Here is a 13,600-nt window from a genome sequence, read left to right as displayed (position 1 = left end):
CTGCTCATCTGTTCGTATAATCGCGCGCACCCACTCGTATCAGAGCCCTTTAGCTCAGATAAAGACCAGCTGGAGTTCCAAAAGGACGCCTCGGGCCGCCGCGTCGACGTCCTCCGGCAGCACGATCAGGCAGTTGGCCTGGGTGAACGCGGCGAGCAGGTGCGAACCGGGGCCGCCGCGCGGCCCGACGATCCCGGTCACCTCGCCGAGAACCGGGGTGTAGACGCCGCGCCGGTACTGCCGCCGTCCGCGGGGCGAGGTCATCGACTCGGTCAGCCGCGCCCGCACCTGCCGCCGCCAGATGTCGGTGTGTCCCAGCGCGGTGAGCAGCGCCGGGCGCAGGAATGCCTCGAACGACACGAGCACGCTCACCGGGTTCCCCGGCAGGGTCACCACCGGCACGCCGTTCCAGCGCCCCGATCCCTGCGGCCCGCCCGGCTGCATGGCGATCTTGGCGAACTCGACGCCCTGGCCGGTCAGCGCGTCCTTGACCACCTCGTACGCGCCCGCGCTGACCCCGCCCGAGGTGACCAGCAGATCGGCGTCGGCGAGCTTCGGTTCGATCACCGCGCGGAACTCGCCGACGTCGTCGACGACACTGCGGACCACCTCGACCGCGCAGCCGAGCCCGCGGATCGCGGCCGCGAGCATGACGCTGTTCGACTCGTAGATCTGCCCGTGCCGCAACGGTTCCGGCGCGTCGACCAGTTCCGAGCCGGTGGACGCGACGAGCACTCGCAGCGGCCGGTGCACCCGGACCTGGGCCAGCCCGACCGCCGCTGCGAGGCCGAGCTGGGAGTGCCCGAGCACGGTTCCGGCACGCAACGCCACGGTGCCCTCGGCGACGTCCTCGCCGAGCCGCCGGATGTGCGCGTTCGCCATGGCCGCGGTGAAGATCCGCACGACGTCCGTGCCGCGGTCGGTGTCCTCGACCATCACGACGGCGTCCGCGCCGGGTGGCAGCGGCGCGCCGGTCATGATCCGGTGCGCGGTACCCGGCTTCAGCGGCGCGACGTCGATCCGGCCCGCCGGGATGTCGTCGGCGACCGGCAGCTCCACCGGTGTGTCCTTGCCCGCACCGGCGACGTCGGCGGCGCGGACCGCGTAGCCGTCCATCGCGGAGTTGTCGAAGGGTGGCAGCGACACCCCGGCGCGGACGTCCTCGGCGAGGACGAGCCCGGCGGCGTCGGCCAGCGGAACAGCGGTGGCGGGCGTGGTGCCGAGCAGTTCGGTCACCTGGTCCCGGTAGGCGTCGACGGAGATCACACGGACCATCCTCCCCGCAACCGCCACTCGTGCAACACTCTCCCGCGTCACACGAGGAGTTCGGGGAGAGAAAAATGCAGGTTCACCTCCGGCAGCAGCCGGCTTTCGCGGTCGCGCGGCTCATGCTGGCCCCTGGCGAGCCCGCCAGGGTGGAATCCGGCGCCATGATGGCGACCAGCTACGGCGTGCAGGTCGAATCGCGGGCGCAGGGCGGGATCATGAAGGGCCTTGGCCGGGCCGTTCTGGGCGGGGAGTCGTTCTTCATCTCCACCTACACCGCGCCGCAGAACGGCGGCTGGGTCGACGTCGCGGCCAACCTCCCCGGTGACATCCAGGTCGTCGAGCTCGACGGCCGGGTCGGCTGGTGCGTCACGCGCGGCTGCTGGCTCGCGTCCTCGCACGGGATCCAGACCGAGACGAAGTGGGGCGGGTTCAAGAACCTCTTCGGTGGTGAGGGCGGCTTCCTCACCCACGCCACCGGGCAGGGTCAGCTCGTCGTCGCCTGTTACGGCGCGCTCGAAACGATCACGCTGCAGCCGGGAGAGGTCGTCACCATCGACACCGGGCACGTCGTCGCCTACGCCGACACCGTGCAGTACCAGGTCCGCAAGGTCTCCACCGGCATCATCCAGTCGATGAAGAGCGGCGAGGGGCTCGTCTTCGACTTCGCAGGCCCCGGCCAGGTAATGACGCAGACGCGGAACCCGTCCTCGCTGATCAGCTGGATCCTGAGCCACGTCCCGAGTCGCTGAGCGATGCGCGTACACACCAGACACACGCCGAACTTCGGTGTCGCCCGCGTGTTCCTCAACCCCGGCGAAGCCGTGCAGGGCACCGGGGAGACGATGCTCGCGAGCAGCTTCGGTGTCACCGAAACCGTGCCGTCGCGCGGGGGTGTGCGGGCGGGCAAGACCGCCCCGTCGGTCTTCACCGCGCCCACCGACGGCGGCTGGATCGACTTCGCGCCGATCGTGCCCGGCGACGTCTACCCGCTCGAGTTCGACGGCTCGGCGGGCTGGTCGGTCCACCGCGACGCGCTGCTGGCGCGGCCGGCGTCGATCCGGCACGACCAGACGTGGCCGCCGCTGCAGCAGTTGTTCGGCGCGGACTCCGGTTTTCTGGAGCACTACAGCGGAACCGGCCCGCTCGTGCTGGCCGCGCCGGGCCCGGTCGAGCAGTTCGAGCTGGCGCGCGGGGAACTCGTCACGGTCAGCCCGGACTACCTGCTGGCCTATCCGGACAGCGTGCAGTGCAGGCTGCGGGCGGTGGATCCGAGCGGGCCGCAGTCGCTGCGGACCGGCGAGGGGCTCACGCTCGACTTCGCCGGTCCGGGCACCGTGCTGGTACAAGCCCGCAACCGTCGTCTTTCCCGAAGCTGACCTTGGGACGAATTGCCCATTGCCGCCACCCGTAATTCCGGTAGCGTGAACTCCACTCCATCCGTTGCCGGACAGCGGATCCTTTGTGCTGAGGGAGGGCGCCGTGGCAGTCGGCACCGTCAAATGGTTCAACTCGGAAAAGGGTTACGGGTTCATTGAATCCACGGAAGGGCCGGACGTCTTCGTCCACTATTCGGCCATCCAGGCGGAGGGATTCCGCACCCTTGACGAAGGCGACCGGGTCGAGTTCGAGGTGCAGGCGGGCAGGGACGGACGCAGCCAGGCGGCTGACGTACGGAAAGTTTCGTAACCGGCGAAGTGACCGGTTGGGCGAACCGGAAGCGGCCTCCGAAACCAGGGCGTTAGGCTGCGCTGCGTGACAGGCGATGTGTCGGGGGACCTCACCGGTCGCCGGCTGGGCAACTACCGGATCGACGCGGTGCTCGGCAAGGGCGGCATGAGCGTGACCTACAAGGCCACGGACGTGCGGCTCGGACGCAAGGTGGCGCTGAAGGTCATCGGTGACCACCTCGGGGCCGACGCCGAGTTCCGTGAGCGCTTCGTGGACGAGGCGCGCAACACCTCCGCGATCGACCATGCCAACGTCGTGCCGCTGTACGACTTCGGCGAGCTCGACGGCATGCTCTACATCGCCATGCGCATGGTCGACGGCGGGGACCTCGCCGGCCTGATCTCGTCCGGTCCGATCGCGCCTGTTCGAGCCCTGTCCCTGCTCGACCAGGTCGCGGACGCGCTGGACACGCTGCACAACCGCGGTCTCGTGCACCTCGACGTCAAACCGGCGAACGTGCTGGTCACCAGCAAGGAGACCACGCGGGAGCACGTCTACGTCGCCGACTTCGGGCTGACGCGCCGCGGCGCGACCGGGCACCGGACCCGCGGCGGGGACTTCCTCGGCTCGCCCACCTACGCCGCGCCCGAGCACCTGCGCGGCGAGCCGCTGGACGGGCGGACCGACCAGTACGCGCTGACCTGCGTGCTCTACGCCTGCCTGACCGGCAGCCCGCCGTTCAAGGGCGACGTCCCGACGGTGATCAAGGGGCATCTGAACGGCGAACCGCCGTCCATCTCCCGCGTTGTCGCCCTTCCGGGGGGCATCGACGAGGTGATTCGCCGGGGAATGGCGAAGAATCCCTCCGATCGCTTCCCCAGCTGTGTTGAGATGATCGCCGCGGCGCGGCAGGCCCTCGGCCCGCTCGCGACGTCGGACCAGCCACCTGGTCCGCCGGGCTCCGCGCCGGTGCGGCCCGGACCACCGCACAACGCAGCAGTGCAGGGAGAAGGGGGCCCCGTGCAACCGTACGGAGGACAACAGCCCGGCTACGGCCAGGGACAGGGTCCGCAGGGACAACCGCCGCAGGGCCCGCCTCAGCCGCCCCCGGGGCCGCCCCCCGGCCAGCCCCCGCAGGGGCCGCCCCCCGGTTACGGTTATCCGCCGCCGGGTATGCCACCGGGCCAGCCCGGTCCCGCCGGACCGCCCCCCGGCTACGGCTACCCCGGCCAGCAGCCCGGGTACCCCGGTCAGCCGGGGATGCCGCCGCAGGGCCCGCCGCCCGGCTACGGCCAGCAGGGCGATCCGATGCGGCTGCGCCCGCCCGCGCAGGTCGGTGGTGCCGACACCTTCCAACAGGCCAAGCGCGGCGGCGCGACCAAGTGGATCCTCATCGCCGTCGGCGTGCTCGTGGTCGCGGGTCTCGTCGTGGGCGCGATCTTCCTGTTCGGCAGCGACTCCGGCACCGGGGGCGGCGGACCGGCGACGACCGCGCCGAACATCCCGGTCGGCCCCGGCGGGTCGAGTTCGAACGCGCCGTCGTCGCTGAAGGCCCCGCCGACGTCCATCTCGATCAGGCCGAGCTCCTGACCTCGCGTTCTTGCACTCTCACCCCCGGAGTGCTAAACACGAACTTGGCACTCGACGCCGTCGAGTGCCAGGCGCACGGTCACCGACCGAGCGCCTGAAGGTCGGGACGGTGAGGCTGGCTCCTACCGGGGCGCAGTCGTCCGTCGCGGGCACCGAGCCTGGCCGTAAGGACGTGTCCTGCTGCTGCCGTCGCGTTGGGCGGCGGACCAGCAGCGCCCAATACCGGAGGACCACACCGCAATGGCCAAACTGATCGCGTTCGACGAGGACGCCCGCCGCGGTCTCGAGCGCGGCTTGAACACCCTCGCCGAAGCCGTCAAGGTGACCCTCGGCCCGCGGGGCCGCAACGTCGTGCTCGAAAAGAAGTGGGGCGCGCCGACGATCACCAACGACGGTGTCTCCATCGCCAAGGAGATCGAGCTCGAGGACCCCTGGGAGAAGATCGGGGCCGAGCTCGTCAAGGAAGTTGCCAAGAAGACCGACGACGTCGCGGGTGACGGCACCACCACCGCCACCGTGCTCGCCCAGGCGCTCGTGCGCGAGGGCCTGCGCAACGTCGCCGCCGGCGCCGACCCGATCAGCCTGAAGCGGGGCATCGAGGCGGCCGTCGAGGCCGTCACCGAGCAGCTGCACAAGGCCGCCGTGCAGATCGAGACCAAGGAGCAGATCGCTGCTACCGCCTCGATCTCGGCCGCTGACCGCACCATCGGCGAGCTGATCGCCGAGGCGCTGGACAAGGTCGGCAAGGAAGGCGTCGTCACCGTCGAGGAGAGCAACACCTTCGGCCTCGAGCTCGAGCTCACCGAGGGTATGCGCTTCGACAAGGGCTACATCTCCGGTTACTTCGTGACCGACCCGGAGCGTCAGGAAGCCGAGCTGGAGGACCCGTACATCCTCCTCTTCGGTTCCAAGATCTCCACCGTCAAGGACGTGCTGCCGCTGCTGGAGAAGGTCATCCAGTCCGGCAAGCCGCTGCTGATCATCGCCGAGGACGTCGAGGGCGAGGCGCTGGCCACCCTGATCGTCAACAAGATGCGTGGCACCTTCAAGTCCGTCGCCGTCAAGGCCCCGGGCTTCGGTGACCGCCGCAAGGCGATCCTGCAGGACATCGCGATCCTGACCGGTGGCCAGGTCATCTCCGAGGACGTCGGCCTCAAGCTGGAGAACGCGGACCTTTCCCTGCTGGGCAAGGCGCGCAAGGCCGTCATCACCAAGGACGAGACCACGATCGTCGAGGGTGCGGGCGACGCCGACCAGATCCAGGGTCGCGTCAACCAGATCCGCGCCGAGATCGAGAACTCGGACTCGGACTACGACCGCGAGAAGCTGCAGGAGCGGCTGGCGAAGCTGGCCGGTGGCGTGGCCGTCATCAAGGCCGGTGCCGCCACCGAGGTCGAGCTCAAGGAGCGCAAGCACCGCATCGAGGACGCGGTGCGCAACGCCAAGGCCGCCGTGGAAGAGGGCATCGTCGCCGGTGGTGGCGTGGCCCTGATCCAGGCCGCCGAGGCCGCCTTCGCGGGCCTGAAGCTCGAGGGCGACGAGGCCACTGGTGCCAACATCGTCAAGGTCGCCGTCGAGGCGCCGCTCAAGCAGATCGCGATCAACGCCGGCCTCGAGGGCGGCGTCGTGGTGGAGAAGGTCAAGGGCCTGCCGCAGGGCCACGGCCTCAACGCCGCCACGGGCGAGTACGAGGACCTGCTCGCGGCCGGTGTTCCGGACCCGACGAAGGTCACCCGCTCCGCGCTGCAGAACGCCGCTTCCATCGCGGCGCTGTTCCTGACCACCGAGGCTGTCGTCGCGGACAAGCCGGAGAAGGCTGCCGCCGCTCCGGCCGACCCGTCCGGTGGCATGGGTGGCATGGACTTCTGAGTCCGGCTGCTTGAACCCGGGAAAGCCCGGTCCGCTTCGGCGGGCCGGGCTTTCTTTATGTGCTACGGAGTCCTGTGCCGGGGCAGGTCCGGTGGGCGTTCAGAAGCCGGACACGAACCACAGCATCGCGAAGGGCAGGAGCGCGCCGATGCCGAGCAGGATCAGCCCGGCGGTCCAGGCCCGAGCCGCCCGGTCGGTGCGGAACGCCACCACGATCGCCGAGATCGCGCACGGCACCCCGACGGCGGCCGGGAGCAACGTCCACCAGAGCGACCACGACCACGCGGCCTGTCGTTGGCAGCCGTCGACGAAGAGATCCCCGAGACAGCGCGCGAGGTGCTGGAACAGCAGCGACAGCGACGCGGTGATCAGGCCGACCCCGGCGGCGAGCGTGGTGACGACTCCTCGAGCGATGAGTACCGCGACCGAGCTCCGCGGGTCGAATTCAGCGGTCATGCCGGACCTCCCCCGATGTCCAGCATGACCCGGCCTGGCGGACGGCAAAAGGCCCGGAGGCGGTTTCGCCTCCGGGCCGTTATGCCCCCTTGGTGCACCCCGAATCCTCCGGCGGGCACCGTTCCCCCTGCGACCGGTGCCCGCCAGGGTCAGGAGTCCGTGCCCTCCTCGGGCACCAGGATCGCGGCGGCCGCGTAGAGCAGGATTCCCGTGCCCGCCGAGAAGAAGGTGCCGACGACGAGCGCGATCCGCACGATCGAGGCGTCGACGCCGAAGTACTTGGCCACGCCACCGCAGACGCCGGTGATCATCTTGTCGGTCCGGCTGCGGCGGAGCTGCTTGATGGACTTTTCCGGGGTGTACACGCTGTTCGTCATGGCTCAATGTTCGCCCGGATCGGGGCGCCGCCACATCGGGGAACGGCCCGGAAGCCGACCCTGGACTCCGACCCTGAGGCGGCTCGGGGTCCGGGTAAATCGGATGCCCGGCGAGCGGCGCGGGCGGTACAACCTTTCCCATGAAACACGACAGTCCCGAGTTCGCCGCCATCGCGGAGCAGGGCACGATTCTGCGCTGCCAGGTCGGTTCCGGCCTGCACGGCACCGCCGTCGCGGGTCAGGACGACCGCGACGAGATGGGCCTGTGCGTGGAACCCGCCGAGTACGTCGCGGGGCTGCGGCGGTTCGAGCAGTACATCTTCCGCACCCAGCCCGAAGGTGTCCGCTCCGGGCCCGGCGATCTCGACCTGATCGTCTACTCGTTGCGCAAGTGGATGCGGCTGGCGCTGACCGGGAACCCGACCGTGCTGCTGCCGTTGTTCGTGCCGGACGAGGAGATCGTGCGGATCGACGACCTCGGCCGGGCACTGCGGGCCAACGCCGGGCGGATCGTGTCCCGCAAGGCCGGTCTCCGGTTCCTCGGCTACTCCCGGGCGCAGCGGGCGCACCTGACCGGTGAGCGTTCGCCGCGCGTGAACCGGCCGGAGCTGGTCGGGAAGTACGGTTTCGACACCAAGTACGCGATGCACATGGTGCGGCTGGGCGTCCAGGGCGTCGAGTTGCTGGAGACCGGGAAGATCACGTTGCCGGTGCCCGAACCGTGGGGCTCGTGGCTGCGAGATCTGCGTCAGGGCAAGCACTCCCTCGAGGAGGCGCTTGAGGCCGCGCGTGGTCTGGAGGACCGGCTCGACCAGCTGATCCGGGGCGCTTCGCCGCTGGCGGAGGAGCCGGACACGGTCTGGGCGGACGCGTGGCTCGTCGAGGCCTACCAGGCGTCATGGCAGGCGGCGGCCTGATCGTTGCCGAAGGGGACTTTCCTCGCATGCGATGCGAGGAAAGTCCCCTTTAGTGCGTCCTACGAGACAAAAGTCCCCTTCAGCTCAGGGCGCGGACGCGGGCGAGGCGGTCGAGCCAGGCGGCCTCGACCTCCGGCGAGGCGGCGACGGCGCCGGAATCGGCGAGGTCCGGTTCCGGCGCCCGCCGGGGCACCGGAAGGTAACCGTCCACAGGGGACAGTGACGCGGTGCTGACATCGCCTTCCAGCAAGGAAATCGTGCCCAGGCCGCACGCGAAGTCGAGTTGGGGCAGGGCGCCGGCGAGTGCCAGCCCCGCGGCCAGCCCGATGCTGGTGTCCACTGCGGACGACACCACGCAGGGCAGTTCGCAGGACTCGGCGACTTCCAGCGCGCGCCGGACACCCCCCAGCGGCGCCACCTTCAGCACCGCGATGTCGGCTGCTCCGGCCACCGCCACCTTCAGCGGATCCTCCGCGCGCCTGATCGACTCGTCGGCCGCGATCCGGACCTCGACGCGGCGGCGTACGTCGGCGAGTTCGTCGAGTGTCGCGCAGGGCTGTTCGGCGTACTCCAGGCCTGCGGCCGCTTTGTCCAGCGCCTTGATCGCGTGGACGGCGGTCGCGACGTCCCAGGCGGTGTTGGCGTCGATCCGGACCGCGCCGGACGGGCCGAGCGCGTCGCGGACGGCTTCGACCCGCGCGCAGTCGTCGGCCAGTGAAGACCTGGGGTCCGCGACCTTCACCTTCGCGGTGCGGCAGCCGGAGGCGCGGACGAGTGCGTGGGCCTTTTCCGGGCTCACCACCGGCACCGTGGTGTTGATCTCGATCCGTTCGCGCACCGGCGACGGCCAGCCGTGCTCGCTCGCCTCCAGTGCGGCGGCGAGCCAGGGAACGCTTTCGGCGTCGGAGTAGTCGGCGAACGGACAGAACTCGCCCCAGCCGGCGGAGCCGCGCAGCAGCACGCCCTCACGGACCGTGATGCCGCGGAAGCGATTGCGCAACGGGATCGCGTAGACCTTCATCGCCGCCGATCATGCCACCCGGGATGAACGGCGGGAAACGCGTGCTTGACGGCAGGATTCCCGACAGAATGACGATCGTGGGCCTCGATTTCCGTGTGCTGGGTCCGGCCGAGGTCTTGGCCGAGGGGCGGCCGCTGCAGCTGGGAGGCAGCAGGCCGCTCATCGTGCTGGCCGGGCTCCTGCTGCGGGCCAACCAGGTCGTCTCGGTCGACGAGCTCGGCCGGTGGCTGTGGGACGACGACCGCCGCCGGTCCAAGGGCGCGTTGCAGACCTACGTCCTGCGGCTGCGCCGCGCGCTCGGCGACCAGGTGACGGTGCACACCGAACGCGGCGGCTACCTCATCGAAGTCGACGAGAGCGCGCTCGATCTGAGCCGGTTTCGCACACTGGCCGACCGCGGGAAGACCGCCGTGGAGCGCGGCGAACTCCGGCAGGCTGTCGTCCACTACGCCGACGCGCTCGCCCAGTGGCGCGGGCCCGCGCTGCAGAACGTCGAGTCGGAGGCGCTGCACCGCGACGAAGCGGGCCAGCTCACCGAGGAACGCTTGCGGGTGCGCGAGCAGTGGGCCGACGCGGTGATCGCGGTCGGCGAGTACGGCACGCTGATCCTCGCGCTGAGCCGCATCACCCGGGAGAACCCGCTGCGTGAGCGGCTGCACGAGCAGCTCATGATCGCGTTGTACCGCTCGGGCAGGCGGGCCGAGGCGCTCGAGGTGTACGACCGCATCAGCTCCGTCCTCGCCGAGGAACTCGGCCTCGACCCCGGCGCGTCGTTGCAGCGCACCCGGCAGGTGATCCTGACCGGCGAGGACGAGGAGGTCATCGGCCTTCAGCCCGCGCACTACCTGATCGCCGCGGAGCCGCTGGTGCCTCGCCAGCTCCCCGCGGACCTGCGTGCGTTCTCCGGCCGGGAAAGCGATCTCAAGGCGCTGCACGCCCTGATGCCGGAGGCGCTGGACGCGGGCACGTCGACGCCGATCGCGTCCATCGAGGGGATGGGTGGCATCGGCAAGACCACGCTCGCCGTGCACTTCGCGCACGAGATCAGCGAGCGCTTTCCCGGCGGCCAGGTGTATCTCAACCTACGTGGCTACGGCCCCGGTGACCCCGTCGAGCCGCTCGCCGCGCTGCAGACGATGCTCACCGCTGTCGGCGTCCCGGCCGACGAACTCCCGTGCGGGCTCGACGATCGCGCCGCGCTGTGGCGGACGCACAGCGCGGGCCGCAGGCTGATGATCCTGCTCGACAACGCGAACAGCACCGAGCAGGTGCGGCCGCTGCTGCCGGGGCCGGGCTGCCTGGTGCTGGTGACCAGCCGCTGGCAGCTGCGCGCGCTCGTCGCGACCTACGGCGCGCGGCGGATCGCACTGGAGGAACTGGACGAACAGGACGCCGTCGCGTTGCTGGCCTCCACGATCGGCCTGGACCGGACGAGCGCGGATCCGGCCGCGACCGAGCGGTTCGTGCGGCACTGCGGTGGCCTGCCGCTGGCGATCCGCATCCTCGCCGTGCGGGCGGGACAGTTCCCGGACCTGCCGCTGGGCGAGTTCGTCGCCGCGGTCGAACGCGAGCCGGACCGGCTGGGGTCGTTCGACCTCTCGGACGGCGACGAGACGAACGTCCGCTCGGTGTTTTCGTACTCCTACCAGGCGCTGGAACCCGAGGCGGCGTGTCTGCTGCGGCTGCTCGGGACGTCCACGGCGGTCGATTTCACCGCGCCGGCGGCGGCCGCCATCGCGGGCCTCGACCCGGCGCGGGCCCGGCTGCTGCTGGGCATGCTGACCTCGGCGCATCTGCTTTCCGAACCGCGTCCCGGCCGGTACCAGTTCCACGACCTGATCCGGGCCTACGCCGCCGAAGTCTCGCGCAGTGTCGATACCAGCGAGACGCGGACGGCCGCGCTCACCCGGCTCGTCGGCTGGTATCTGGCCTCGGCGTTCAACGCGTCGCACGCGATGCGCCCGGAGCGGTACTACCGGTTGCTCGACGCGGACGGGGCCGGCGGGCTCGAGTTCGGTGACTACCACGAAGCGCTGGACTGGTTCGGGGACGAATGCGGGAACCTTATCGCGGCCGTGCACCTGGCCTGTGACCTCCGGTTGTACGGCTCGTGCTGGCAGCTCGCCTGGCTCGCGCAGTCCTACTTCGCCGCGAAAGCCCGGCTCGACGACTGGCGGGCGGTGTTCGAGGTCGCGCTCCAGGCGGCGCGGGCGGAGCGGAACCGGCCGGGCGAGGCGGGCATCCTCAGCGGGCTCGGCGTCGTCAACGGAGTCGCCAGGGACTACGCGGAATCGCGGCGCTATCTGGAACAGGTGCTGGCGATCCAGCGCGAGCTCGGCTCCGCCGAAGGGCAGGCGCGGGCGCAGTACAACCTGGCGATGGCCGCGCACAACCTCGACGATCTCCCGTGGGCGTACGAGCACGGCGTCGAGGCATTGCGGATCGTGCGGAGCCTCGGTCTCCGTGGGTTCGAGGCCAGTGTGCTGCGGGCGCTCGGCGACATCTGCACGTCGATGGGCGACCACGGGCAGGCGCTGGAGCTGGCGGACACCGCGCTGGCGATCGAGCGGCCGAACGGCAGGCCCGAGGACGGCCGGTTTTCGTTGCACACCCGTGGGACCGCGTTGATCGGCCTCGGCAAGTACGACGAGGGCATCGCGTGCATGCGGCGGGCCGTCGACATGTTCTTCACGATGGGCGAGCAGTACGAGGCGGCGGACGTACTGGCCCAGCTCGGCTCCCACCACCTGCGGCACGGGGCGAGAGCGGAGGCCAGGGACTGCTGGCTGCGTTCGGTCCGGTTGCTCACCGAACTCGGCCATCCGGACGCCGACGACGTGCGCGCCAAGCTCGCGGCGCTCGTCGGTGCGACTGCCTGACCGGGGCGCAGTCTGATTGGGCGCAGTCTGATCGGGTGGAGCCTGACCGGGCGGGGGAGCCTGCCGCGGGCGACCCGCGTGTCGACCCCCAGTCACAACACGCAGGCCACCCGCCCCCGCGTCCTTACTCAACACGAAGCCGCTCACTGTCCGCTGACTGTCGAACGTCAGCTTCGGCCTTTCGACGGTGGGCACGGGCGAAGTTGATCACGGCGAGGCATGGACATCCCATCGATCGGGTGAGTCCGAGGTGCTGGTCTGGACCGTTCGGGGTGCGGTGCCGATCATCGTTCTGCTCCTGTCTCCGGTCGGGTTCTTGGGATGCTGTTTGGGATGCGCAGCCTCGGGGCGCTCACCCGCGGCGCCGGGCGCGCAGGTGCGGGTAATGGCATCTGCGGCGGGCCGTCCAGACGCCGGATTTGCGCTGGAAGGCGTGGTGGGGTGTCCGGCGTGAGTGGATCAAGGACGGGTGTACCGGAAAACCGGACACACGTCCTGACGTCAGTCCCGGAGTCACGGACACGCGGGTGGAACGGGTGGTCAAGCCCAGGAGAACCTCCAGTGTCGCGCGCGGACCAGGCTTGCCGCGTACTCGCGGAGAGTGCCCGGCTGGCCGGTGAACGTGGGCAGGCTGAACGCGCGGTGCTCGGCGGCGACGGTGAGCGCTCGCGCCTGCGTGCGAGGTGGTGCCGCGACCGACAGCTCCAGCGAGTCGAAGCCGAGGACGATCAGCGTCGCGCCGAATCGCTCTTCCCAGCTGCGCAGCACCGCGGACAGTTCGGCGACCTGATCGGTCGACTTGATCATCCCGGTCCAGCCGAGCAGCGCCGGGATGTCGGCGGGCCGCTCGGCCTGGACCAGGCCGAGCCGGTGTTGCCCGCGCGCGGCGAGCACCGATCCGGTGTTGCCCGCCTCGGCCAGCGGATCGGACTTGCGCGCCGTTCGCCTAGCCAGACCGGGGAAGCGGGTGCCGAACGGGCGCAGGCAGGCGCCGTCGCAGCAGGACCCGTCCCACCAGCGGGCCAGCACCGCCTCCGGATCCGCCGAGGCGACGCGGTGCTCCGCGGGCGCGAGCCTGCCGCGATCGTCGATCCAGTCCTCGCCGTTGGCGGCGAACCGCTGATCGTGCGGGATCAGCACCGGCCACAACCCCGACCGCTCGAACTCGGCGACGCAGCCGAGATACCGCTCCGGCCGCGTCAGCGGTGTGTCCGACACCCAGATGCGGCCGTGCCAGTGGCCGGGCGGCAGGGTCTGGACCGGTGGTGCCCCGCTGCCGGGGCGGATCGGTGCGATGGTCATGACTTCCCCTCGAACTGGTGTTCGGCTTGCGCTGCCGATACGAACACTAGTTCGAACCACCGACAGTTTCACTCCCCCGATTGGTGGCTTCCCAAAACCCCAGTTCAGCGCCCCTGCCGCGACTCACCCCAGTGCGTGCAGGCCCCCTCCCACCCTGGGCAGGGTTCCGGCAAAGTCTTTTGGGGTTGGTTGCAGGGCGGGCACGGCTCTTGTTGATCATGTGAGTGTCTAGGTCCCATGATCGTGTGAGAG

12 protein-coding genes are annotated in these 13,600 nt (G+C 70.4%); 7 read left to right on the top strand and 5 right to left on the bottom strand.

From position 1 onward, the window contains the following. Positions 1-54 precede the first annotated feature (54 nt). The gene (gene glp / locus ACFWY9_RS43825) at positions 55-1,266 is read right to left on the bottom strand and encodes a gephyrin-like molybdotransferase Glp (RefSeq protein WP_378341680.1); all 1,212 of its coding nucleotides are present in this window, start codon (positions 1,264-1,266) and stop codon (positions 55-57) included. A gap of 74 nt (positions 1,267-1,340) precedes the next feature. Here glp and ACFWY9_RS43820 point away from each other — a divergent pair, with 74 nt between their 5' ends. The 5 genes from ACFWY9_RS43820 (at position 1,341) to groL (ending at position 6,396) form a co-directional block, all read left to right on the top strand. Further along, positions 1,341-2,018: a TIGR00266 family protein gene (locus ACFWY9_RS43820; protein WP_378331718.1), complete on the top strand. Its 678-nt coding sequence runs from the start codon at positions 1,341-1,343 to the stop codon at positions 2,016-2,018. A 3-nt stretch (positions 2,019-2,021) separates the two neighbouring features. Next, complete coding sequence (locus ACFWY9_RS43815) at positions 2,022-2,645, top strand: AIM24 family protein (RefSeq protein ID WP_378331717.1); 624 nt, start codon at positions 2,022-2,024, stop codon at positions 2,643-2,645. A gap of 103 nt (positions 2,646-2,748) precedes the next feature. After that, positions 2,749-2,955, top strand: coding sequence for a cold-shock protein (locus ACFWY9_RS43810; protein ID WP_378331716.1), 207 nt, complete (start codon positions 2,749-2,751; stop codon positions 2,953-2,955). Positions 2,956-3,021: 66 nt separating this feature from the next. After that, entirely contained in the window at positions 3,022-4,527 is a 1,506-nt protein-coding gene (locus ACFWY9_RS43805) for a serine/threonine-protein kinase (protein WP_378331715.1), read from the top strand. Positions 4,528-4,767: 240 nt separating this feature from the next. Further along, a complete protein-coding gene (gene groL / locus ACFWY9_RS43800) occupies positions 4,768-6,396 on the top strand; it encodes a chaperonin GroEL (RefSeq protein WP_378331714.1) in 1,629 nt (542 codons plus the stop codon). 99 nt (positions 6,397-6,495) lie between these two features. On the opposite strand, the gene ACFWY9_RS43795 is transcribed toward groL, so the two are convergent. Together ACFWY9_RS43795 and ACFWY9_RS43790 are read right to left on the bottom strand one after the other, a co-directional pair. Next, entirely contained in the window at positions 6,496-6,852 is a 357-nt protein-coding gene (locus tag ACFWY9_RS43795; RefSeq protein ID WP_378331713.1) for a hypothetical protein, read from the bottom strand. 149 nt (positions 6,853-7,001) lie between these two features. After that, a complete protein-coding gene (locus ACFWY9_RS43790) occupies positions 7,002-7,229 on the bottom strand; it encodes a PspC domain-containing protein (protein WP_378331712.1) in 228 nt (75 codons plus the stop codon). A 140-nt stretch (positions 7,230-7,369) separates the two neighbouring features. Between ACFWY9_RS43790 and ACFWY9_RS43785 the strand changes: the two genes are divergently transcribed. Further along, the gene (locus ACFWY9_RS43785; protein ID WP_378341679.1) at positions 7,370-8,146 is read left to right on the top strand and encodes a DNA polymerase beta superfamily protein; all 777 of its coding nucleotides are present in this window, start codon (positions 7,370-7,372) and stop codon (positions 8,144-8,146) included. A 79-nt stretch (positions 8,147-8,225) separates the two neighbouring features. Here the strand turns inward: ACFWY9_RS43785 and ACFWY9_RS43780 are convergent, their stop codons facing one another. After that, positions 8,226-9,167 carry an o-succinylbenzoate synthase gene (locus tag ACFWY9_RS43780; protein WP_378341678.1) on the bottom strand — a complete coding sequence of 314 codons (942 nt, stop codon included), beginning with the start codon at positions 9,165-9,167 and terminating at the stop codon, positions 8,226-8,228. Between the two features lie 68 nt (positions 9,168-9,235). Between ACFWY9_RS43780 and ACFWY9_RS43775 the strand changes: the two genes are divergently transcribed. Further along, positions 9,236-12,046 carry a BTAD domain-containing putative transcriptional regulator gene (locus tag ACFWY9_RS43775; RefSeq protein WP_378328726.1) on the top strand — a complete coding sequence of 937 codons (2,811 nt, stop codon included), beginning with the start codon at positions 9,236-9,238 and terminating at the stop codon, positions 12,044-12,046. Between the two features lie 540 nt (positions 12,047-12,586). Here ACFWY9_RS43775 and ACFWY9_RS43770 read toward each other — a convergent pair. Further along, on the bottom strand, positions 12,587-13,348 hold the full coding sequence (locus ACFWY9_RS43770) for a DUF4253 domain-containing protein (RefSeq protein ID WP_378341677.1): 762 nt from the start codon (positions 13,346-13,348) through the stop codon (positions 12,587-12,589). Between the last annotated feature and the right edge of the window lie 252 nt (positions 13,349-13,600).

This window comes from Amycolatopsis sp. NPDC059027 (genome assembly GCF_042739735.1).
Taxonomy (GTDB): domain Bacteria; phylum Actinomycetota; class Actinomycetes; order Mycobacteriales; family Pseudonocardiaceae; genus Amycolatopsis.
The sequence above is the reverse complement of the archived record's forward strand: the minus strand, read 5'-3'. Positions and strand labels throughout refer to the sequence as shown.